A 22,408-nucleotide genomic window follows, 5' to 3' on the forward strand; every position below is an offset into this window, starting at 1 on the left:
TAACCTCAATAATTTCTGATACTTGTAAAAGCATGATGTAGTTTGTTTGCACACTTTTTACCTGGAGACTCTTCAACACCTGAATTTAAATCAAGCCCAAGAGCACCTTGAAAAAGTGCATCGCATATATTGTCTGGGTTTAAGCCGCCAGCAAGCATAAATGGGGTCGTGGCATCGCGAAGTACCGACCAATCAAATGTTTTGCCTGTGCCGCCAGCTTGTGAATCACTGTGAGTGTCGTATAAATGGCGATCGGCTCCTGTAATAGGTTGAGGCAAAGCATCTTTGATGGCCTGTGCTTTCCATATTTCACAATGACGTGGTAGTTCATTACGTAACGATGCAATGTAATGTTCATCTTCTTGGCCATGTAATTGAACAGCAGACAGTTTTAGTTGTTTAGCGTGCTCAGCAACCTCTGCTATGGCGGCATTAACAAACACCCCAACAAATTTTAAAGGGGCACTTTGGCTGATTTCTTTGGCGCAATCTAAATCGACAAAGCGCGGTGATTTTGGATAAAAAATTAATCCGCCATAAAGGGCACCGTTGTCGTAAGCCGCAATGGCATCTTGATTACGGGTTAATCCACAAACTTTGTTTTCGCCTAGAATTACGCGGCGACACGCTTGTAATAAATCAGCCTCAGCCATTAATGAGCTGCCAATTAAGAATCCATTACATAAAGGCGCTAAACGCTTTACATCTTGATGGGTATAAATACCTGACTCTGAAATAACCACTTTATCGTTAGGAATAAGCTTACGTAGTCGTTCGGTTGTGGCTAAGTCGGTGCTTAAATCGCGCAAGTCACGATTATTAATCCCAATTATTTGTGCATTGAGTGCCAGTGCACGATGCACTTCTTCTTCGTTACTCACCTCAGTTAGTACCGACATATTTAACGAATCGGCGACGGCATGAAGCGCTTTATACTGCTCATCGTCAAGCACTGATAGCATCAGTAAAATAGCGTCACCACCATAAATACGTGCCATATAGACTTGGTATTCATCAATAAAAAAGTCTTTACAAATAAGTGGCTGCTCTACTTGGCTGCGCACAAACGCAAGGTAATCAAAGCTACCCTGAAAGTACTTTTCGTCAGTTAATACACTCATACAAGTGGCATACTGCTTATACGCTTGGGTGATTTCTGTTAAATCAAACGGCTGACGAATTAACCCTTTAGAAGGCGATGCCTTTTTACACTCTAAAATAAACTGCGTGCCAGGTGCTGCTAACGCTTGATAAAAGCTACGCTCAGTCGGTTCAGCTTGATGCTTAAAGCTCTCAAGTGGGCGTGCCGCTTTGCGTTCAATGAGTTCTATTTTTTTATCGGCAATAATTTTGTCTAATACATTAGCCATGACTTACCTCAATAATTGCATTTAGTGTGTCCATGGCCTTGCCTGAACGTAATAATGAGTGTGTTATTTGTGCACCTTGTTTTAACGATTGTGCTTGGCCAGTTAAGTACAGCAATGCAGCAACGTTAACAATAATAGCGGCGTTATGTGCCTCGCTACCTTTGCCCTGTAAAATGGCAAGGCTGGCGTTTGCATTGTATTGTGGGCCTTCACCGGCTAATTGTTCAAGTGAATAGTTTGCAAGGTCAAAATCACTAGGGTTGAGTGTGTATTGGGTGATTTTGCCGTTATCCAGCTCAACAACCTGTGTTGGGCCATGCAAGGCAATTTCGTCGGTGCCAGAGCCGTGAACTATCATAGCGCGTTTAGTGCCCAGAGTATGAAGAGTTTGCGCCATAGGTAGGCACAAAGATTCATCGTATACCCCGAGTAATTGAACATCTGGAGCAGCGGGATTAGCTAGCGGCCCAAGAATATTAAAAATAGTACGGGTTTTTAAAGTGGTTCTAACGTTCATCGCATGGCGCACGCCGCTGTGATAGTGCGGTGCAAATAAAAAGGTAAAATTTGTATGTTCAAGGCATTTAGCCGCTTGCGTGGGAGTCATATCAATATTGATCCCCAAGGCTTTGAGTAAATCAGCAGACCCTGAGTTACTCGATACACTGCGATTGCCATGTTTTACCATATTAACACCGGCAGCGGCTGCCACAATTGCCGCGGTTGTACTGATATTGATAGTGTTTGAACCATCGCCACCGGTACCACAGCTATCGGCAAGTTGAGTTTTAATGGTTGTAAATGCCACGGCGTTTTCACGCATTGAGGCCGCAGCACCGGCGATTTCATCGCTTATTTCACCTTTCATTTTAAGGCTAATTAACAGTGCAGAGAGCTCAATATCGCTCATATTCCCTTGCATTATTTGATCAAAAAGTGTTTTTGCTTGTGCATAGCTCAATGATTGCTTGGCAATAACGTGCTCAATAGCCTGTTGAACATTAAGCGAGTTTTGTAATTGTGTAGTCATAATGTTCCCTTTATTTGGCACGCGTTAAATAGGCAACGCTTTGCTGTAGCAGCATAGCGCCATTGGGCGTTAAAATAGATTCTGGGTGGAATTGATAACCCAGCGCAGTGTCTTGATGATGATAAATAGCCATTGGAATATCTTGATACTTTGCAATAACCGCTAAGTTATCAGGTACTTTTGTGGCCATTAATGAGTGATAACGCGCCACTGGTATAGTGCTTCCCATTCCGTTAAACACCGGGTGATCGTCTAACTCAATTATTGATGATTTACCATGTACGGTTTCACCAGCATGACCGATTACTCCGCCATAACTTTGTGTTAGTGCTTGTTGGCCTAAACAAATGCCCAGCATCGGGAATTTACCTTTGCACAAGCTAATCAACTCCATTAGGCAACCCGCATCACTGGGTGCCCCTGGGCCTGGCGATAAAACCAGTAATACCTGCTTATGCTCTGCCTGCATTTTGTTGAATATTACTTCAGCGCTAATGTTATTTCTGTAAACAACTAACTCAGCACCTAGCATTGTTAGTTCATCAACAAGGTTATAGCTAAATGAGTCAAAGTTATCTAAAAAGTAAATTTTAATAGGGTGTGCTTCACTCATTTTATACAGCCTCATATGTCGATTTAATCGCGGTGATCACCGCCTGTGCTTTAGCGCGGGTTTCGTTAGCCTCTGACATTGGGTCTGAATCAAACACAACCCCAGCGCCAGCTTGCACATAAGCAATATTATTTTTAACAAAGGCTGCACGAATAACAATACAGCTATCCATTGCACCATCACCAGTTAAATAGCCAACTGCGCCGCCATAACTGCCGCGGCGTTTCCCTTCGGTTTGGCGCACAAGCTCTGCAGCTCTTACCTTTGGCGCGCCCACTAATGTGCCCATGTTCATACAGGCTTGATAAGCATGTAGGGCATCTAGTTCGGGTTTTAATTTACCCACCACGCGCGACACTAAGTGCATTACTTGTGAGTAACGGTCTACTTTTAAAAGCTCTTTGGCATGGCGCGTACCCGGTACGCTAATGCGGGCTACATCATTACGCGCTAAATCAACCAGCATTAAATGCTCTGCACGTTCTTTTTGATCGTTTCTAAGTTCAAGCTCAATACGGCTATCTAAATCAGGGTTGATTTGTCCATTAGCAAATTTGCCGCGAGGGCGTGTGCCGGCAATCGGATAAACCTCGACCTGTTGAGACTGAACTTCGTATTTAAGCGCGGACTCAGGAGATGCGCCAAATAATGAGAAATCTTCATCGCGCATGTAAAACATATACGGACTAGGGTTTTGTTTTTTTAGCTGGCTGTAGGCATGTAAAGAGTCAGGGCAGGGTAGTGAGAAGGTACGAGAAGGCACCACTTGAAAAATATCGCCATCGACTATGTGTCGCTTGAGCTTAATTACTTGCTGGCAGTATTGCTCATCACTAATATCAACACTCACTGGGCAGTCGCCAGTTTGGCTCGGTGCGCTAAAGTCAGCAGCGTGGTCGCATAATGTATTCAAGCGCTCTAATTGTTTGCCTACTTCAAAGCAGTTTGCATGTACATCAGGGCCATTAAATACGTTACCAATTAATTCCGTTGTTTGTTTTTGATGATCAATAACAACCAGTGTTTCTGCTAAATAAAAAACATAGTCTGGACAGGTGTTTTCCCCGTCGGGTACATCGCTTAGCTGTTCAAAATTAGCCACCATGTCGTAGGCAAATACGCCGCCTAAAAACACCGAGAATGGATTGTTGGTGGTACTTTTAATGCTATTTAAACAGCTGCGTAATGCACTAAAAGCGTTATCTGCAATCAGCTTACTGGCTTGGTCAATGGTGTCATCTACTGGGTGATACTCCAGTGTTAATGTGGTATCGGATAACTGTGATGCGCAGTTTTTTACATTAGCTTGTAAATAACTGAGTAACTGCTGACCATTATTTGATTGTGCTGTTATGCTCACTTGATTGCCTTGGCAGACAATACGCAGTGCACAATCAACGAGTATTAAGCTTTTTACGCTATCTTTAGAATCTATCTCTGCAGATTCAAGTAATAGTGAGTTAGGTTTATCAAGTGCGGCATACAATGCAAGTGGGCTACTTATGTAGTCTCGTACTTGCGTTATGCTGGTCACTTCACCTGGTGTTGTTGTTATATGACTAAAAATCAAACCTCATCCCCTAAAAAAAATAAAACCCCGCAATGCTAAGCAGTGCGGGGTTTGAATAACGATGTCTAAATTATAGATAGACCATTACCGTCCCGCTATGCCAGGCGCCACCACCAATGATGTGTAAGAGTATTTACGTTATTCATGTTTTTAATTCCTGTTAATCTTGTATTGCAAAATTTAGTGATAAAAAAACCCGCATGGTAGCGGGTTAGAATTTTTTGTTTAGACACGACAATTCATCACCCTTGATTTTAAGAGTGCCACCACCAAATGATGTTGTGAATTGTATTTTTCATTGTTGTTAATTCTTTAATGTCTAAAAGTGGCTACAGTAAAACGTATCAACTGCTTTTATGTCAAGTGTTTATTTAAAACAATTTAGTTAAAAAACTTGTTATACTGGGTGAAACACCGTTAAACCCTAAATTTAAGTAGTTTTCATTTGATAAAATACGACCTACATAGTCACACCACGCACTCAGACGGCCATTTAACCGTTGAGGAATTATTAGCGCGAGCAGTCGATAAAAATATTGATGTATTTGCTATTACCGATCACGATACGGTGGCTGCTATCGAACCTGCACGGGCTTTTATCAAACGTGAAAATTTGCCGCTTAAACTTATTAACGGGGTTGAAATATCAACCAAGTGGGAAAGTTTTGAAATTCATATTGTTGGACTAAATATTGATACCAAAGATAGTACCTTGCATACATTACTGAGCGATCAGCAGCAAAAACGCGAAACCCGCGCGATAGAGATTGGCCATCGACTAAATAAAAATGGTTTTGAGGGTATTTACCAACAAGCTCGCGAGCTGGCCGAAAATGCACAAATTACTCGCGCTCACTTTGCCAGAGCATTGATTGAGCGTGGTGTAGCTAAAAACTTTCCTGGGGTATTTAAAAAGTATTTAGGGCGAGGTAAAACCGGTTACGTGCCAAGTAATTGGTGTGATATGCAAACAGCTATTGCGGCGATTCATGCCGCAGGTGGGGTGGCCGTTTTAGCGCACCCAAGTAGCTATAAAATGTCGAACAAGTGGCTACGTAAATTGTTAGTGGAATTTAAATCAGTAGGCGGAGATGCAATGGAGGTTGCTCAGCCGCAGCAGGCGCCAAGTGAACGTCAGTTTTTAGGGCTATTGAGCCAAGAATACGAGCTACTTTGCTCACAAGGCTCTGATTTTCATTTTCCGACTAGCTATTTAGAACTTGGAAAAAATTTATACTTACCTAAAGATTGCCAAGGGGTTTGGCAAACATGGGAAAAGCACGAAGGAGTTGCATTATGAGTCAATTATTTCATATACATCCAGATAATCCACAGCCTAGATTAATCTCTCAAGCTGTTGATATTATTAAACAAGGCGGCGTAGTTGTGTATCCTACAGATTCAGGATACGCGATAGGCTGTAATTTAGGTAATAAGCAAGCTAAAGAGCGCATTGAACGTATTCGTGGTATTGAAAAACATCACAATTTTACTTTGGTATGCCGTGATTTATCTGAGCTGTCTACTTATGCACGTGTTGATAACCAAATGTTTAGGCTTATTAAAAATAATACCCCAGGGCCTTACACATTTATTTTTAAAGGTACAAAAGAAGTGCCTAAGCGGTTATTAAACGACAAGAAAAAAACCATAGGCATACGTGTTATAGAGCACCCAATAGCGTGTGCTTTATTAGCTGAGCTGGGTGAGCCCTTAATGTCGTGCTCACTTATTTTACCGGGGGAAGAGTTTACTCAAGCTGATCCCGATGACATTTTAGAGCGCCTTGATAAACATGTGGATTTAATTATTCATGGTGGGTATTTACCTGAGCAGGCGACCACAGTGATTGATTTATCAGAAGATGATATTCAAATTCTTCGTGTTGGTTGCGGTGATACAACGCCATTTGAATAACAATGAAACAGTCTGAGACGCTATCATCAACGCCAACACCTGATATGCCAGTGCAGCAAAAGCTGCCTCTGGCATTTTTACATGGTAAAGCCGTTGTTGATAAACCCGAAGATTTATATATCCCGCCTGATGCCCTTGAAGTTATTTTAGAAACCTTTGAAGGGCCTTTGGATCTGCTGCTTTATCTAATTAAAAAGCATAAGCTAGATGTTCTTGAGTTGTCTATTTTTAGCATTACTGAGCAATATGTTAAATATGTAGAAATGATGAGCGAGTTCCAGCTAGAACTCGCGGGTGAATATTTAGTAATGGCGGCATTGCTGGCCCAAATTAAATCTAGGCTGTTACTGCCTGTTCATGAAGAGTTAGAAGAAGAAGACGATCCCCGCGCCGAGCTTATAAAACGCTTACAAGAGTACGAACAATTTAAAAAAGCGGCCGAAAATATAGACAGCCTACCTCGTGTTGGCCGCGATATCTTTATAGCGCAGGCAAGCGTGCCGGAACTAGCAGAAAAAAACCAGCCATTACCTGAACTGGCAATCAAAGATTTATTGTTAGCGCTAAGCGATGTCATGGCGCGTGCAAAAACATTCGAGCATCATTTAATTAGCGCTGAAACCCTTTCAACGCGTGAGCGCATGAGCTTGATTTTAAATACCTTATCCCAATCAAAAGCGCCTGTTGCGTTTACTCAATTATTTACCCTTGAAGAGGGACGCAGTGGGGTTGTTGTTAGTTTTATCGCCATATTAGAACTAATAAAAGAGGGCCTGATTGCCTGCTTACAGGTTGAACCTGATAGCCAAATATACGTGTCTCTTAACGAGTCAGCTGCTAGCTAATCCCTTCTCAACGTCATTTGCAATTATATTAACCTTATACATTTTACTGTGCGTATACGCACGATGAGTGTTTGCATATGCTATTTTAATCACCACTTAATCATTATATCGTAGTGTTATTACTAAATAAGAGATTGGCAGTAGGGAATGTTTAAAAACTCAAAAACCAGCTATGGCGTGGTGGCTATATTTTTACACTGGCTAATGGCGCTGACCGTGTTTGGTCTGTTTGGTTTAGGTTTATATATGGTTGAGCTGACTTATTATGATAGTTGGTATAAAGGATCATTAGACCTACACAAAAGCATTGGCCTTAGCTTAGCAGCGGTTTTTGTTTTTAGGCTGTTATGGCGACACTTTAGTGTTAAACCAAGTCCGATTGGCAGTAACAAGCAGTTAAATCAATTAGCCCAAACAGCACATATTTTAATGTATCTGTTTTTACTGATCATTATGGTGTCAGGGTATTTAATTTCGACGGCTGATGGACGACCCATAGAAGTATTTGGCTTTTTTTATGTAAAAGCTATCGACTTTGCGTTTGATTCTCAGGCTGATATAGCCGGGCAAATCCATTTCTATAGCGCATGCTTATTAATTGGATTTGTAGTATTGCACGTGTTAGGTGCGCTAAAACATCACTTTATCGATAAAGATAAAACATTAATTAGAATGATCAGATTACAAAAGGATGATTAAAATGAAAAAATTATTTTTAACTTCAGCGTTATCAGCAGCGATGTTTATGACAGCGACCACTGCGAATGCCGCAGATTATGTTATTGACACAAAAGGTGCGCATGCTTTTGTAAACTTTAAGATTAAACATTTAGGCTACAGCTGGCTGCATGGGCGTTTTAATACCTTTGATGGTAAATTTAACTACGATGCTAAAAATCCAAATGCGTCTCAAATTAGTGTAAATATTGATACGGCAAGCCTAGATTCAAATCACGCAGAACGTGATAAACACTTACGTGGTAGTGACTTTTTAAACGTAAGCAAATACCCACAGGCAAGCTTTAAGAGTACAGCGATTAAGTTTGACGAAGACGGTGAAGAAGCCACTGTAACCGGTGACTTTACTCTACACGGTGTTACGAAGACAATTACCTTTGAAATAGATAAAATTGGTGAAGGTAAAGATCCATGGGGTGGTTACCGTGTTGGTTTTGAAGGAGAAACTAGCTTAAAACTGGCCGACTACGGTATTGACTATAACTTAGGCCCAGCATCTACCCATGTTGATATTGGTTTATTTATTGAAGGTATTCGCCAGTAAGACTATTTTAAAAAAGCTAAGCGCTAATTAGTAATACGCTTAGCTTTTTATTATTGTAAATGTGCTTCTAATTTGGGTTTTAAATGACTTGGTAACCACCGAGTTAATATCTGTTTATAGTTTTCAGTCTGCTTAATCAGTTTGAGTTGTTGATTAAGCGTAGCAATATCCTCTGCACCTTGCTCGTTTTTAGTACAGCCAATGTAACCGTAACTTATTTCTGGGGCTTCAGTGAGCATCCGCTGGGTTAAATTATCAGTAAACCCCATTGTTTTTGCTAAATAATAATGTTCACTTGGGTAACCTAATAAAATATCAATTCTTTTAAGGTTAAGCATATATGTTAACGTACTGAGGGTATCGCGGGTTGGTCGAATGACCAGATTTATACCGGGTGTGGTGTTGATTATTTTATCAATTTCACTGCCATAGGAGCGATTCATAGATACACCTAAGGTAAGCTTTTTATTAACTAATAAATTGGTTAATGACACCGGTTTAGCGTCTTCAATATCAAGCGCACTACTTAGCTTGGTATGCATGGCAATTGATGGCGAAAGCCCTGCTGTAGAGCTTTGATGTGTGAAATAAACACGCTCTTCGCGGTATTTATTCCTATAGAGCGACAAAGCACAGGCATTAGACTGCAGGTTTGCGAGTTCCTGAATCACTTTACCTGAGGGGATGATCACTCTTTCAAAGGTAATATGCGGCAGCTGCTGTTCTAAAAGCGAAATAATACTTTCGTCACGACCTTGGGATTTGTTCGGCCCGCTTATAATGTAGTAGGGCGCAAAATCATGTGTTAACCATTTTATTGTTCTGGCATTACACTTTGTGCTTAAAAATACACAGACTAACAGTATTAACCACGAAAACCGCATTTGCACTACAACGAATAAATAAACAAGGATTTAAGTGTAGTCAATAATACACCAAAAAGTAAAATGCCAGCTTCACGCTGGCATTTAGATTTATTTATAAGTGTTTAACTTATCAATAATAATTAGCTGGCTTTGAGCCACTTTACAAATTGACGTGCATCACTTGCTTTTTGAAACAATGCATTTTTCAAACCTTGTGTATCGCTAAAGATTACACGATGTTTGTTAACCGAAATTGATTGCACTGGATGTGCTATTTGGATCATAGATCCGTTATATTTGTATGACATAATAAAACTCACTTTATTTTTGTTATTTATTCTGGGCTTTTTCTTAAAGCACATTACAGATGATAAATAATCTAATTGTGTTTAGCTTCATTACAGTGTTGACGATCTTTATGACACTTTTACGATGATATTAAAAATAAATCATCAAGGTATTAATAGGGGTTCTCGCCGTACAATAACTTAGCTTTTGAATATACGTTTTGCGGGACTTACTGGATCAGGGTAAAGAGGTTAACCGCTAGGGCTTTTTATAGCCAAGCAGCGATACTACTTCACAACATTTTACTTTGCAAGCAATTTATTAAAATACTTTGAATCGAGTGGAATTCACATATAGCCGTAAATATTAATTCGCAAAGGTCAACAGACCCGAATATATCTGACTATACTCAGTTTTTAACTGAGGGGGTCAAATGAGCTCACTATCTACGCCATATCAACATTTTTTATCTAATCCAATAGCAAAGCCGCCTTGTCGTATGCACAATGCGAATATGTATGGCTTTTTTGCTGAGGTAGAATTAGCTAAATCACAAAGATATATTGATTCAACGCTAAACGTAGGCGTTAAAGGGAATATTCGTTTTAAAATACTTGGCGAGTTTGCGCTTATTACATTTTCAGATATTGAAAAAATAGCCTCAATGACACCGCCTTTCGATCAGCATGGTTGGATGCAAGAAACAGATATTATCATTTGGTTGCCTGTCGCTAAAGTTGAAAATGAGGATATAAGCTACTTATATTGGTATCCAGCATTTATCTGCGTTAATAACATTTATGCACTCATAAATGGTCGCGAAACGTGGGGCTATAATAAATATTTATGTGATTACATTATGCCCGAGTGTGTAACTGAGCTTTCGAATTTTTCACTATCTTTAGAATGCTTTGATCATTTTTCGCCTGAATCAAAGCTGCAAATGCATGAGTTATTTACAATTACAATAAACTCTCAGGGGCACGAAAATGACTTTTTCTCTGTCCTAGATGATTTTGGCGAGCAAGTAGCAAATTTGTTTTCTCGTAAACATTTAGGCATTGATTTGTCATTATTAAAGCAGCTATTGAGTGGGTTTGTTAATCCACAAATGGATCAAATATTGTTTAAGCAATTTCCCGATGGCAGTAGTGATTCAGCGGTATACCAAAGCGTAATGCACTCACCCTCTATGATTAAAAAAATACATCGCTTTAAATTTCTGAAACCTGAGTTTACGTTACATCTTAATAAATTAGATAGTTTCCCCCTTGCCGATATGTTTGGTCTGAAGTTAGGTAGTCAAGCGCTGCACTTACCATTTTATGTTCAAATGGATTTTGACCAGTTAGCCGCAACTAAGATTTAAATTACTTAGAAGGATTTATCATGGGCCAAGAAAAAATTGTGATAATTGGTGGCGGTGTATCGGCTATGACTGCTGCACTGTATTTAACCGAGCAGCGTGATTGGCAACAGCATCGAACTATTACTGTATACCAACAAGGTTGGCGTTTAGGTGGTAAAGGCGCAAGTGGCCGTAATGCGGCTCGTGGGCAGCGTATTGAAGAGCATGGCTTGCATGTATGGTTTGGTGCTTATGTAAATAGCTTTAAAACAATAGAAACGGTTTACACTCAGTTACAACGCCCAGTCGATTCACCTTTATCTACATGGCAGCAAGCATTAAAGCCGCATAGTTTTATAGCACTGGAAGAATATATTAATGATCAATGGCAAACATGGCCAATAGATTTCCCCTTATTACCTGGAAATCCTGCCGAGGGTAGTTTGGATATTACGCCATGGGACTTTATTAAAATGACCCTAGCTTGGCTAACAAAGTGGATACTTGATTTACAATTAGCCGCAAAAAAAGCCAATAAAAATATAAATTTGAGCACAAAAAAATCTCGTGATCAGTCTTTATTACGCCATTTACATCAACAAATAGCGGACTTGGTTGATGATACAGAGGAAACTTGGCAACACTTTGCTGATGATATAAAACAATACTCGAGTGAAATAGCCTCTACTCCCAGCTTATTAATAAGTAAATTAAATCAGTTTGCTCACGCTGACAATACATTAAAACCCCAAGTACAAGAGAAAAAAGATGGCCTTGTCATTTGGTATATAGTTAGAAAACTAAAGCGTTGGCTAAATAGCGAAATGATTGAGTTATTAGACAATAATGCGCAGCTTAGACGATTATATATTTGTGCAGACCTTGCTATTGCAATGTTGGTTGGCCTGGTCAAAGACAAAGTATATCGAGATGGGTTTGGGGTCATAAACAAATTTGATTTTAGACAGTGGCTGATAAGAAATGGGGCAAATGAGCAGTACAGTGCTAACTCTGCGCCAATACGGGGATTTTATGATTTAGTATTTGCTTACGCTGATGGAGACATCAGTAAGCCTAATGTTGAAGCCGGTGTTGCATCACTAGCTATGTTACGTATTGCGCTGTGTTATCGCGGAGGGGTTATGTGGAAAATGCAAGCGGGGATGGGCGATGTCATTTTTGCTCCACTGTATGAGCTACTAAAAAAAAGAGGGGTTAAGTTTGAGTATTTCCATCAATTGCAAAACCTGGAACCCAGCCTAAATGAGCAGGGTGAACGTTTTGTTGAGGTAATTAAGTTACAGCAACAAGTTACTTTGAAATCAGATGCTGAATATCAACCACTTGTTTATGTGAAAAAACTACCTTGTTGGCCAAGTGAGCCGCTTTATGCGCAAATTAATAGTGAACAAGCCGCACTATTAAAACAGCATAATATTAATTTAGAATCTTTTTGGTCTAACTGGCCTGCTCAATATGAAAACCATTTTGGGCAGCCCCTACCAATAAAAGAATTACGCTACAAAGATGACTTTGACAGGATTATTCTTGGCGTATCTGTTGCCTCACTTGAACATGTATGTCCTTCTTTACTTGCATTGGATACAAATTTTGCAGCTCAAGCAAAGCAAGTTAAAACGGTGGCAACGCAGGCAGCCCAATTGTGGCTTAGTAAGACTGACGAGCAATTAGGTTGGCAATATAGGCCACCTAGCAAAGAAGGCCCCATTCTCAGTAGCTTTAGCGAACCATTTGATACATGGGCGGCGATGATGAATTTAATCGACAAAGAGCAATGGCCTATCGATTGTTCTCCTAAAAACATTGCTTACTTTTGCAGTGTTTTTCCTTGTGACTATTACCCGCCACAAAGTGAACATCAATTTGTTTTTCAAGCAAAATCGCAAGTAAAAGCTAATCTTAAAGGTATGCTAGAAAATAACATACAGGCTATTTGGCCATTAGCGTATCAAAATAATCAATTTGACTGGTCTGTTTTGCATGGCTCTCAGTTATCAGGGGATGAACGATTAAATGCTCAATACTGGCGAGTAAATGTGGATCCCAGTGAGCGCTATGTTTTGTCAGTTGCAGGCTCAAGTCAATATCGTCTGGCAACCGATGAAACACAATTTACCAATCTTTTTATTACCGGTGACTGGATAAAAACAGGCGTTAATGCGGGTTGTGTTGAAGCGGCTGTCATGGCTGGTATGCAAACAGCAAGAGCAATGGTAGGTTACCCACAACACATTAGTGGCGAAGATGCATTTGCAGCCCTCAAACATTAAAATATTATTCATATAACCGTATTATCGATTGATTAGTATATAATTAAACATGCTGTTTACATTTGTCTAGCGTAAAGGTCACAAGAAATGAAAAATAAAGGCAAGCTTCTCAATAAGAAAATAGGGTTGATATGCTTACCAGGCTTTTTACTGCCGCTGCAGGCGAAAGTACTTGTAGATGATGAAAGTGCGAATGCGCGTAATATGGAAATCATAGAAGTTTATGCGCAAAAAAGAGCGCAAAAAATTGAAGAAGTTGGCATTTCTGTAAGCACCATTAAAGGTAATGATCTTCAAGTACAACACGTTAAAGATTCGACAGAGTTGTCTGTATTTGCGCCTAATCTAAAAATTAGTCAAAACGCAGCGGAAGGCACACCGCCAGCGGTTAACATTCGTGGTGTAGGGCTAGTTGATTACAATACGGCGAATACATCCCCTGTGGCGATGTATGTTGATGACATTGCTGTTGGCTCTGCAAGTAACCAAATTGTTAATTTATTTGATATTGAACAAATTGATATTTTGCGTGGTCCTCAAGGCACTTTATTTGGTCGCAACTCTACAGGGGGCGCTATTTTAATCCGCTCTAAACGCCCTGAGTTTGAACAAAGTGGTTATTTAAGCACTGGCATTGCTAATAACAATGCGACCAGTATTGATGCTATGTTTAATTCAGCACTTAGTGAAAACACTGCCGTTCGTATAGCGCTTAATCATCAAGATTATGATTATTCCACTAACAATATTTTTGCCGACTCACCGAAAGCTGGCATGCGACAAACGAATGGCCGAGTTTCTTTTTTAGCTGATTTTGACACGGTACAGCTATTGATAAAAGGGCATATTGCCGATTGGGATGGCATAGTACAGCCGGTTGGCAGTATTGGAATTGTTGCTAATCCACTAACAGGAGAGCGATGCTCGCCAGCACAAGCGGGTTCAACCAGCTGTTTTGATAATTTTGGCTTTAATGATGCCAGTGTTGATTTTTATACAGTCAGCGTAAATAATAATTCGCCTCATAAAACAGATGGTAAGGGCATTAGCGCCCATGCTAATTGGCAATTAGACACACACAATGAGCTTGTTTTTTTAAGCAGTTATAACAAATTAAAACGGGACCATGCTTTTAATTGTGATGGCTCTCCCGCACAGTTATGTGAGGGCAACTTAGGGTTAAATACTGATTTGGTGACGCAAGAATTGCGATTGCAATCTCAGTTGGGTGAGCATTTTTTAACGACGGGAATATATTATGCTGATGAGTCTATTGTTCAAGATAATGTAAATGATATTTTACGGGACTATCGGGGAATTTTAGCGACAGATTTAACCGCTACTTTTTTTTATAATAATAAAATAAACACAAAGAGTATGGCCGCGTTTACGCAATTCGATTATCAATTAAACCAAGATTGGTTGATCACTGCAGGGCTTCGTTACTCTTATGAATCGTTAGACTACGACTCAGTATCTCAGCTTAACGTTGTTATAGATGCTGACGATTTAACAGGGGTTAAGGTTCCATTTTATCGTGTTCAAGGAGAGCAGTCAGATAATGGCATTTCTGGGCAGTTAGGAGTGAACTTTAAAGTCGATGATTCAACTTACGCCTATTATCGTTTTGCTAATGGCGCCAAAAGCGGAGGCTATAACGGTGGCTTTTTATCATCGGTTGAACAGGCCCAACTCGCTGACTATCAAAAAGAGCGGTTAAACTCACATGAAATCGGATCAAAGTCCTGGTGGCCACAGCAGGGTATTCGATTTAACTGGGCTGCATTTTATTATGATTATAATGATCAACAAGTCTTTATGAATCAGCCTTCAACATCTGAGCAGAGCCCGCCAATTCAATTATTAGAAAATGTGGCTGACTCCATTATTTACGGCTTAGAAGCTGATCTTGAGTATTGGCTGACCGATAATTTGAATGTTAAGTTTGCTATGGGTTATATACCTCATGCAGAGTTTGAAGAATATGTTGATCCACTAGGGAATGCGTTAACTGATAATCGTTTGCCGTTTACCTCAAAATGGAATCTCAGTGCGGGTATTGAATACACTTTTGAGGTGGCTAATCACCCACTAACTACTCAATTATTAGTTGATTATCAATCCGATTACTATTTTGATCAGAATCAAAACCCCTATGCGATGCAAGACAGCTATAGTATTTTTAACGCCAATATACACTATCAACACGATAACTGGGCGGTTGCCATTTGGGGTAAAAACCTCTTTGGTACTCAATACAGTCACTTAAAATTTGATTTAAGTTCTTTTCTTGGCATGCTTGAAGATTTTAAGGGTGAAGGCCGGCGTTTTGGCTTGGATATTAGTTATCAGTTTTAATTTAAGGTGCAAAGTATGCCAATAAAGGCAGCTCTAAAGCTATTTATATATTGTGTATTTATATGCTTTAGCAATTTAGCAGTGGCAAATGCACTTGAGCCTTTTGCTTATACTTTGAAACAACAAGATACTGATTTGCTTAATCAAGGCAGTGTATTTCAAGTCACTGATGGCGCTTTTCCCCGAGACCATAGCGATATAGAAACGTGGCTTGAAAAAAAGCAACCACAATCGAGAACATCGTTTTTTGGTGGTAGTTTTTGGTTTGTGATTAAGCTGGAAAACAAAACTGATTTAAATGAACTTGTGTTATATCCCTATAACACGCTGCTTTCAAAAATTGAGACGCGTATTTATGATATGTCGAATTTTGATGAGCCAATAAATCGTTATACAACGGGTGGCATTTACCCTAATGAGTTTGCATTTCATTATGGTAATAGAATCGAGCTGACGCCTAATCGGCCCTACATATTAATTGCAAAATTTCAAAGTGAATACTTTTACACCCCACCTAAATTAGTGCTTTCACCTTATGATGATTTTTTTGTGAAAAAAACATCAGATAACATGATTATGCTGCTGTGCTTTGGGGTTGGTATTGCATTAGGTTTATACAATTTTCTTATTTACTTGGGTGATAGAGATAAAACCCATTTGTATTACGCCCTGTTTACCGCGTGCTGGGTATTAGCTTGGAGTCAGTTTTTTCATATACCACATCAAATTTTTGGTTTTTACAACGCCCATTTTCATTGGCTAGGTTTTACCTTAATTCCCATCACAAATATCTTATTTTTTAACAGCTTACTTAAATTAAAGGAAACGTCTCCTCAATTATCACGGTTTTCAATTTACTTGGGCATTATTGCTACCGCAGGTACTCCATTTGCAATCATTTGGCCAGGTTTTGGCTTTATATGGGCTACTTTAGTAACGGGGGCTACTTTGTGCCTGGGTATGATTGTTGGTATACGAAGTTGGTTAAGTGGCTTTAAGCCCGCTCGCTATTTTGTTTTAGCGTATTTGGCGATGGCCATTCCTAATATGGTCGGCAATTTAACTAATTTAGGGCTAATTGAACCTATAAAGATAGATCTCTATTTACTTGGGCTCATTGGTACCGCACTCGATGCAGTGCTACTTGCTTTTGCCGTGGCAAATAAATTTAGCATTTTACACCATGAGAATGTTGAGTTGACTAAAAATTTAGAACACAAAGTACAGTTGCGTACTCAAGAGTTACAACAATTAGCTGAAGAACTTCGTGATGCAAGTGAAGCTAAAAGTCGATTTTTAGCCAATATGAGCCACGAAATTCGCACCCCAATGACATCAATCATTGGTTATGCTGATGGTATTATTTTAGGTGATATACAGCCTCATGAGAGAAACCATGGCATTCGGGTGATTTTGCAAAATAGTCGTCATGTTCTTGGCTTAATTAATGACATTTTGGATATGTCAAAAATTGAGGCTAACCGTCTAGAGATAGAGTTAGTTGAAACGGACTTGTTTGCCACTATTGCTGAAATCGAATCGTTATTAGGAAAACAAATTCGTGATAAAGGCTTAAAATTTAAAGTTGATTATCAATTTCCGCTACCTGATTGGATAGTCTCAGATCCAACTCGATTGAGACAAATATTATTAAATTTAGCAACCAATGCGCTTAAATTTACCAGCCAAGGTTATATAAAGCTAACGGTTAGCTGTAATAAAAAACAACTAATTATTAAAGTGAAAGATACGGGAATTGGTATGACCGACAGTGAGCAAAAAGATCTATTTACTCCCTTTCATCAAGCTGACTCGTCGATTTCTCGTAAATACGGTGGCACTGGACTTGGATTAAACATATCAAAAAGCTTAGCAACTAAACTAGATGGGGATATTACGGTTTATTCTGTACTCGGTAGCGGCAGTGAGTTTTGTTTTACTATGGCACTGCATACAACGGAACATACAAAATGGGTTTACGCATTTGACGATATCTGTAAGTCACAAAACAAAGAGCTCCCTTTAAATAGTAACCAGCGAAATTTGATTGGTAGGGTACTCGTGGCTGAAGATCACCCAGAAAACCGACAGCTGATTAAGCGGATTTTAGAGCGAATGGGTTTAACTGTGGTGGCAGTAGAAAATGGCCGAGATGCTGCACAAGCGACACTTGATGAACAATTTGATTTAATTTTATTAGATATTCAAATGCCAATTATGGATGGTGAACAAGCAATTAATATTATGCAAGCAACAGGAGTAACAACACCGATTGTGGCGCTTACTGCGAACACGATGAAGCATGAAGTCGATCGTTATTTAAAACAAGGTTTTACCGATCATATTGCCAAACCCATCGATAGACGGTGTTTTAGTAGTAAAATCGCAAGTTATCTTGATATTGATATATGCGAAAATATTAAGCTGCCTGATGATGAGTTTGCACTGCTCAAGCAAGAATACATTAAAGGATTAAAAAAACAAAAACACACATTACAGTCGCAATTTAAGCAGGGTGATATAACCGGTTTTAAACGCAGCGTACATATGATTAAGGGAACGGCAGGGATGTTTGAATGCCAAGCACTGTATCAACTGGCTGTTGGATTGGAAGCGAGTTTAAAGCTTTCGCCTGCTGTTCTTGATACACACCAAGTTGAAGCTTTACTCAATGCTATTGATGTTATTTTAGAAGCTTAATGGATACCCTTTTAAAAGCCTTATTTCCTCTGTGGTTATGATCTGTTTATAATGCGAAGGTTATTTTTCAAATACAACGTAATTAAAAAGGAAATTCTGTGAAGCTATCTGTTTGTATTATATGTAAAAATGAAGAGGATACAATTGAGCGTTGTTTAGAGTCAGTAAAGTGGGCAGATGAAATTATTGTACTTGATTCAGGCAGCACTGATGAAACACGTGCTATTGCAAATAAATACACAGATAAAGTATTTGTGCGTGATGACTGGCAAGGGTTTGGTGAGCAAAGACGAAGAGCAGAAGCATTAGCAACTAACGATTGGATTTTTGCAATTGACTGTGATGAAGTTGTCAGTGAGCGTTTAAAGGAAGAAATAATAACGACATTGGCAAAATGCAATGAGAAAAATATTTTAAAGCTTAACCGTTTAACGTATTTTTGTGGCCAATTTATTCGACACAGCGGCTGGTATCCTGATCGTATTGCGCGTATCTACAACAAAAAAATAACAGGTTATAACCAAAACTTAGTGCATGAGTCTGTTGTAATGCTTGATTGTAAACCAATTGAGTTGAAAGAAAATATATTACATTTTCAGCATGAAGATATTTTTGGCTATATGAATAAAAGAAACCATTATGCGCACATAGGTGCAGAGCAAATGGTAAATAAGGGTAAAAAACCATCACTCTTGAAGGCAAGTAGTTCCGCTTTTTTTGCTTTTATCCGCCATTATTTTTTAAGACGTGGCTTTTTAGATGGTAAAGCAGGATTTGTTATTGCGGTTATACAAAGTCAATATAGCTTTAATAAATACTTATTTGCCTATTATAAATAATCTCACTTAGCAGGTTAATTTTATAATCATCCGGTGGTTAAAATTAATCTGCAGTTATGCTCTACTCAGTAATGTTCTATTTGGTCGGGTGTTAAATAAAATGCCTGATGCCACCTTGGTTAAAAAATCGTTCCCTTATTTTTACTAATAGTGAATACCGTGCAGTTATTCGCTGCGGTGATATCAATTATAAAAATGCAATTACAGACACCTATTAACGAACATGCTTTAATGAAAAGAGGATGTTTTTCTAGGTGTTAACAATGCAATATCAACATATTACTGTGCCAGAAAATGGTGAACATATACTTATTGATGAACAAGGACAGTGGCATATACCCGAACACCCTATTATTGCTTATATTGATGGTGATGGCGTCGGCCTCGATGTCATGCCAGTGATGCGAAAAGTAGTGGATGCCGCCATAGAGCATAGTTATGGCGCAAGACGCAAAATTCATTGGATGCAAGTTTACAATGGTGAGCAAGCTGCCAAGCTTTATGACGGTGATTGGTTCCCTCAAGAAACGATTAATGCAGTACGAGATTGTAAAATCGCGATTAAAGGCCCTTTAACAACACCGCTTGGAGGCGGATTTCGCTCGCTCAATGTCGCGCTTCGCCATGAAATGGATTTGTATGTAAATATGCGAACCATTAAAGGATTTAGTGCATTACCGTCACCATTAAAAAACCCATTTACCACGCATATTACTGTGCTACGTGATAGCAGTGAAGATGTGTACTCAGGAATTGAGTGGCAAGCGGGCAGTGTTGAAAATGAAAAAATGCTCGATTTTTTATGTGAAGAAATGGGCGTAACTCGGCTTCGTTTTACCCAAGAATGTGGTTTAGGTATTAAAAATATCTCTAAAGAGGGATCAGAGCGATTAATACGCTATGCAATTAATTATGCCCTAAAAAATAATAGTGAATCACTCACTTTAGTTCACAAAGGCAATGTACTTAAGTTTACCGATGGCGCATTTAAGCGCTGGGGATTTACGCTGGCCAAACGTGAATACGCTGCCGTTGAGCATCAAAACGGGCGCTGGCTTGAAATACAACGTGCTGATTTACCGCCGCTGGTTATTAAAGAAGTAATTGCCGATAACATGCTTCAGCAGTGTTTAATGGATCCTGGCCAATTTGATGTGGTGGCCACCACTAATCAAAACGGAGACTTTTTAGCCGATATGCTCAGTGCACAAGTCGGTGGAGTAGGGATTATGCCCACGGCAAACTTAAATACCGAAGTTGCGTTTTTTGAACCCACACATGGTACATTTGAGCGCATAGCAGGACAAGATAAGGCAAATCCGAGCAGTAGCTTATTGAGTGCGGTGTTAATGCTTAAGTTTATGGGATGGAGTGAGGCTGCTTGTTTAATTGAAAACGCGCTTGAAAGCACATTTGCCAGTGGACAGGTTACATTTGATTTAGCTCAATCAAATCATAACTCGACAACCTTAAGTTGCAAACAATTTGCCAACAAGGTTATCGAGCACTTTTAAAGGGCAGCATTTTACGCTGCAGAGGCGTTAGCTGTTTGCTCGCGATGAACGCATGGACGCTCTGTCAGCTCTGCAGCTCTGTGGTAAAGTTTATGGGCGCTTGGCTCATCACAGAGTGTGCCACTAAGCGTATCCATTAAAGCAACCACAATAATCGCAGGCACTTGGCAACAGTATTCATCTAGAACGGCTGCGGTTGTTTGTGCATCTACATGACAATGTGGATGACTTTTACGTTGATATGCATTTAATAAAGTATTCACGTCGAGAATGTCGTTTTCTTGGTGTTTGGTTTTACGACATGCACACCCAAACTCATCAACTAGCGTGGCTAACGCTTGGTAAACGTGTTGCGTTTGAAGTGTTGTTTTACGACACAATTGTTGTTCAATGAATTGATGTAAATTTGCATCAATGAATAATCCGTCTTGTTGTGTGAAGCTTGCTGATGTTTGCATAATTATTACTCTTAGTTTGTTGGCTTAACTTCACTGTAGCGCTAAGTGTAATATTAATGAAATTGTTGTTTTCAATAACTGATATTGATTTGATCAATATTTTAATTCTTTACCTATCAATCACTGTATTTGCAAACGCCAACAACTCGCGTCTAAGCCATTGGTGCGCTGGTGTATGATGTAATAACGGGCTCCATATCATTTTTATTTCTATGGGGACGATTTGAAATGGCACAGGGCTAATCACTAAATTAGTATGGCTAGTTAAAAGCTTTGCTTGACGACGCGGAAGGGTTGCAATAAGTTGCTCAGATTGACACAGTAAACTGGCAATCATGTAATGACGAGTAAATACGCGTATTTTACGTGTTTGTTCTAATTGCCATAATGCCTCATCGACCCAGCCTAATTTTTGTTTACCTGATTTATTGGTTACAGCGGGTTCGGGGCCCCAGCCGGCTCGATTAACCCAAATATGTTCACTTTTTAAGTATTGGTCTAAGTTTGCATCGTTTAAAAATGGATTATGTGGATGGGTTAAACAACAGTAGTTATCTCGCCATACAGTAGCTTGATGAAAAGAGCGCGGCAGACCATTAAAACGGTTTATTGCCAAATCGATAGTGCCTTTTTCCATATCCTGTAGGTTAACGTCGCTGGGGCTAAGTACATCGAAGTCAATGCCCGGATTTTTAGCTAGCTGCTCGCAAATAAAGGGGGCAATTAGCGTCGATTCTAAATAATCGTTTGCCATAATACGAAACGTCACGTTGGCGGTAGCCGGATTAAACTGCTCACTGGGCTGCGTGATCTCTTCTGCCATTTTTAACAGCGCTTCAATTTCGGGCTTAAGGGCAAGGGCTTTAGCTGTTGGGGTCATGGAGCCCGCAGCTCGTACCAGCAAAGGATCGTCAAATAAATCTCTTAGGCGTTTTAACGCATTGCTCATAGCCGGTTGTGTTAATGCGAGTTTATTGGCCGCTTTAGACACACTTTTTTCATCTATTAATACATTTAAATAGACGAGTAGGTTGAGATCGACATTTCTTATATTCATATGATCAATTTTATTTATTTGCTGTATTAATTATCTAAATTAAAGCGTGCTTGCTAAGGTGT

19 protein-coding genes are annotated in these 22,408 nt (G+C 39.5%); 11 read left to right on the top strand and 8 right to left on the bottom strand.

The features are described from left to right. Positions 1–5 precede the first annotated feature (5 nt). The 4 genes from trpCF to QL984_RS00480 are packed head-to-tail and all read right to left on the bottom strand — an operon-like array spanning position 6 to position 4,583. Positions 6–1,370: a bifunctional indole-3-glycerol-phosphate synthase TrpC/phosphoribosylanthranilate isomerase TrpF gene (gene trpCF / locus QL984_RS00465; RefSeq protein WP_290171849.1), complete on the bottom strand. Its 1,365-nt coding sequence runs from the start codon at positions 1,368–1,370 to the stop codon at positions 6–8. Then, on the bottom strand, positions 1,363–2,400 hold the full coding sequence (gene trpD / locus QL984_RS00470) for an anthranilate phosphoribosyltransferase (protein ID WP_033103348.1): 1,038 nt from the start codon (positions 2,398–2,400) through the stop codon (positions 1,363–1,365). Before trpD ends, trpCF begins: the two co-directional genes overlap by 8 nt. A gap of 10 nt (positions 2,401–2,410) precedes the next feature. Next, a complete protein-coding gene (locus QL984_RS00475; RefSeq protein WP_058154735.1) occupies positions 2,411–3,013 on the bottom strand; it encodes an aminodeoxychorismate/anthranilate synthase component II in 603 nt (200 codons plus the stop codon). A 1-nt stretch (position 3,014) separates the two neighbouring features. Further along, positions 3,015–4,583, bottom strand: coding sequence for an anthranilate synthase component 1 (locus tag QL984_RS00480; RefSeq protein ID WP_290171850.1), 1,569 nt, complete (start codon positions 4,581–4,583; stop codon positions 3,015–3,017). Between the two features lie 445 nt (positions 4,584–5,028). Here QL984_RS00480 and QL984_RS00485 point away from each other — a divergent pair, with 445 nt between their 5' ends. The 5 genes from QL984_RS00485 to QL984_RS00505 all read left to right on the top strand — a co-directional run bounded on the left by QL984_RS00485 (position 5,029) and on the right by QL984_RS00505 (position 8,627). Further along, positions 5,029–5,883 carry a PHP domain-containing protein gene (locus tag QL984_RS00485; RefSeq protein ID WP_290171851.1) on the top strand — a complete coding sequence of 285 codons (855 nt, stop codon included), beginning with the start codon at positions 5,029–5,031 and terminating at the stop codon, positions 5,881–5,883. Beyond that, positions 5,880–6,500 (top strand): L-threonylcarbamoyladenylate synthase, encoded by a 621-nt coding sequence (locus tag QL984_RS00490; protein ID WP_013465078.1) that lies wholly within the window; start codon positions 5,880–5,882, stop codon positions 6,498–6,500. Before QL984_RS00485 ends, QL984_RS00490 begins: the two co-directional genes overlap by 4 nt. 2 nt (positions 6,501–6,502) lie before the next feature. After that, positions 6,503–7,345: a ScpA family protein gene (locus QL984_RS00495; protein ID WP_290171852.1), complete on the top strand. Its 843-nt coding sequence runs from the start codon at positions 6,503–6,505 to the stop codon at positions 7,343–7,345. 147 nt (positions 7,346–7,492) lie between these two features. After that, on the top strand, positions 7,493–8,044 hold the full coding sequence (locus tag QL984_RS00500; RefSeq protein WP_058154732.1) for a cytochrome b: 552 nt from the start codon (positions 7,493–7,495) through the stop codon (positions 8,042–8,044). Position 8,045: 1 nt separating this feature from the next. Next, positions 8,046–8,627 (top strand): YceI family protein, encoded by a 582-nt coding sequence (locus QL984_RS00505; RefSeq protein ID WP_013465075.1) that lies wholly within the window; start codon positions 8,046–8,048, stop codon positions 8,625–8,627. Positions 8,628–8,677: 50 nt separating this feature from the next. On the opposite strand, the gene QL984_RS00510 is transcribed toward QL984_RS00505, so the two are convergent. Together QL984_RS00510 and QL984_RS00515 are read right to left on the bottom strand one after the other, a co-directional pair. Then, positions 8,678–9,511, bottom strand: coding sequence for a transporter substrate-binding domain-containing protein (locus QL984_RS00510; protein WP_290171853.1), 834 nt, complete (start codon positions 9,509–9,511; stop codon positions 8,678–8,680). A gap of 122 nt (positions 9,512–9,633) precedes the next feature. Continuing rightward, positions 9,634–9,777, bottom strand: coding sequence for a hypothetical protein (locus tag QL984_RS00515; RefSeq protein WP_008113633.1), 144 nt, complete (start codon positions 9,775–9,777; stop codon positions 9,634–9,636). A 437-nt stretch (positions 9,778–10,214) separates the two neighbouring features. Between QL984_RS00515 and QL984_RS00520 the strand changes: the two genes are divergently transcribed. The 6 genes from QL984_RS00520 to icd all read left to right on the top strand — a co-directional run bounded on the left by QL984_RS00520 (position 10,215) and on the right by icd (position 20,831). Beyond that, complete coding sequence (locus QL984_RS00520; protein WP_290171854.1) at positions 10,215–11,150, top strand: acetoacetate decarboxylase; 936 nt, start codon at positions 10,215–10,217, stop codon at positions 11,148–11,150. Between the two features lie 20 nt (positions 11,151–11,170). Beyond that, positions 11,171–13,420: an NAD(P)-binding protein gene (locus QL984_RS00525; protein WP_290171855.1), complete on the top strand. Its 2,250-nt coding sequence runs from the start codon at positions 11,171–11,173 to the stop codon at positions 13,418–13,420. A gap of 87 nt (positions 13,421–13,507) precedes the next feature. Continuing rightward, entirely contained in the window at positions 13,508–15,778 is a 2,271-nt protein-coding gene (locus QL984_RS00530; RefSeq protein ID WP_290171856.1) for a TonB-dependent receptor, read from the top strand. A gap of 15 nt (positions 15,779–15,793) precedes the next feature. After that, a complete protein-coding gene (locus tag QL984_RS00535; protein WP_290171857.1) occupies positions 15,794–18,478 on the top strand; it encodes a 7TM diverse intracellular signaling domain-containing protein in 2,685 nt (894 codons plus the stop codon). Between the two features lie 98 nt (positions 18,479–18,576). Continuing rightward, on the top strand, positions 18,577–19,317 hold the full coding sequence (locus tag QL984_RS00540) for a glycosyltransferase family 2 protein (protein WP_290171858.1): 741 nt from the start codon (positions 18,577–18,579) through the stop codon (positions 19,315–19,317). A 263-nt stretch (positions 19,318–19,580) separates the two neighbouring features. Next, complete coding sequence (gene icd / locus QL984_RS00545) at positions 19,581–20,831, top strand: NADP-dependent isocitrate dehydrogenase (RefSeq protein ID WP_290171859.1); 1,251 nt, start codon at positions 19,581–19,583, stop codon at positions 20,829–20,831. Between the two features lie 11 nt (positions 20,832–20,842). Here icd and QL984_RS00550 read toward each other — a convergent pair whose 3' ends face one another. Then, a complete protein-coding gene (locus QL984_RS00550) occupies positions 20,843–21,289 on the bottom strand; it encodes a hypothetical protein (RefSeq protein ID WP_013465068.1) in 447 nt (148 codons plus the stop codon). A 109-nt stretch (positions 21,290–21,398) separates the two neighbouring features. Continuing rightward, positions 21,399–22,346: a LysR family transcriptional regulator gene (locus QL984_RS00555; protein WP_290171860.1), complete on the bottom strand. Its 948-nt coding sequence runs from the start codon at positions 22,344–22,346 to the stop codon at positions 21,399–21,401. Between the last annotated feature and the right edge of the window lie 62 nt (positions 22,347–22,408).

This window comes from Pseudoalteromonas sp. APC 3495, assembly GCF_030407645.1.
Lineage (GTDB): Bacteria > Pseudomonadota > Gammaproteobacteria > Enterobacterales > Alteromonadaceae > Pseudoalteromonas > Pseudoalteromonas tetraodonis.

Excerpts from the sequence above, each read along its gene's own strand:
- trpCF (WP_290171849.1), bottom strand. The coding sequence starts at position 1,370 with ATGGCTAATGTATTAGACAAAATTATTGCCGATAAAAAAATAGAACTC.
- trpD (WP_033103348.1), bottom strand. The coding sequence starts at position 2,400 with ATGACTACACAATTACAAAACTCGCTTAATGTTCAACAGGCTATTGAG.
- QL984_RS00475 (WP_058154735.1), bottom strand. The coding sequence starts at position 3,013 with ATGAGTGAAGCACACCCTATTAAAATTTACTTTTTAGATAACTTTGAC.
- QL984_RS00490 (WP_013465078.1), top strand. The coding sequence starts at position 5,880 with ATGAGTCAATTATTTCATATACATCCAGATAATCCACAGCCTAGATTA.
- QL984_RS00495 (WP_290171852.1), top strand. The coding sequence starts at position 6,503 with ATGAAACAGTCTGAGACGCTATCATCAACGCCAACACCTGATATGCCA.
- QL984_RS00500 (WP_058154732.1), top strand. The coding sequence starts at position 7,493 with ATGTTTAAAAACTCAAAAACCAGCTATGGCGTGGTGGCTATATTTTTA.
- QL984_RS00505 (WP_013465075.1), top strand. The coding sequence starts at position 8,046 with ATGAAAAAATTATTTTTAACTTCAGCGTTATCAGCAGCGATGTTTATG.
- QL984_RS00510 (WP_290171853.1), bottom strand. The coding sequence starts at position 9,511 with ATGCGGTTTTCGTGGTTAATACTGTTAGTCTGTGTATTTTTAAGCACA.
- QL984_RS00515 (WP_008113633.1), bottom strand. The coding sequence starts at position 9,777 with ATGATCCAAATAGCACATCCAGTGCAATCAATTTCGGTTAACAAACAT.
- QL984_RS00520 (WP_290171854.1), top strand. The coding sequence starts at position 10,215 with ATGAGCTCACTATCTACGCCATATCAACATTTTTTATCTAATCCAATA.
- QL984_RS00525 (WP_290171855.1), top strand. The coding sequence starts at position 11,171 with ATGGGCCAAGAAAAAATTGTGATAATTGGTGGCGGTGTATCGGCTATG.
- QL984_RS00530 (WP_290171856.1), top strand. The coding sequence starts at position 13,508 with ATGAAAAATAAAGGCAAGCTTCTCAATAAGAAAATAGGGTTGATATGC.
- QL984_RS00535 (WP_290171857.1), top strand. The coding sequence starts at position 15,794 with ATGCCAATAAAGGCAGCTCTAAAGCTATTTATATATTGTGTATTTATA.
- icd (WP_290171859.1), top strand. The coding sequence starts at position 19,581 with ATGCAATATCAACATATTACTGTGCCAGAAAATGGTGAACATATACTT.
- QL984_RS00550 (WP_013465068.1), bottom strand. The coding sequence starts at position 21,289 with ATGCAAACATCAGCAAGCTTCACACAACAAGACGGATTATTCATTGAT.
- QL984_RS00555 (WP_290171860.1), bottom strand. The coding sequence starts at position 22,346 with ATGAATATAAGAAATGTCGATCTCAACCTACTCGTCTATTTAAATGTA.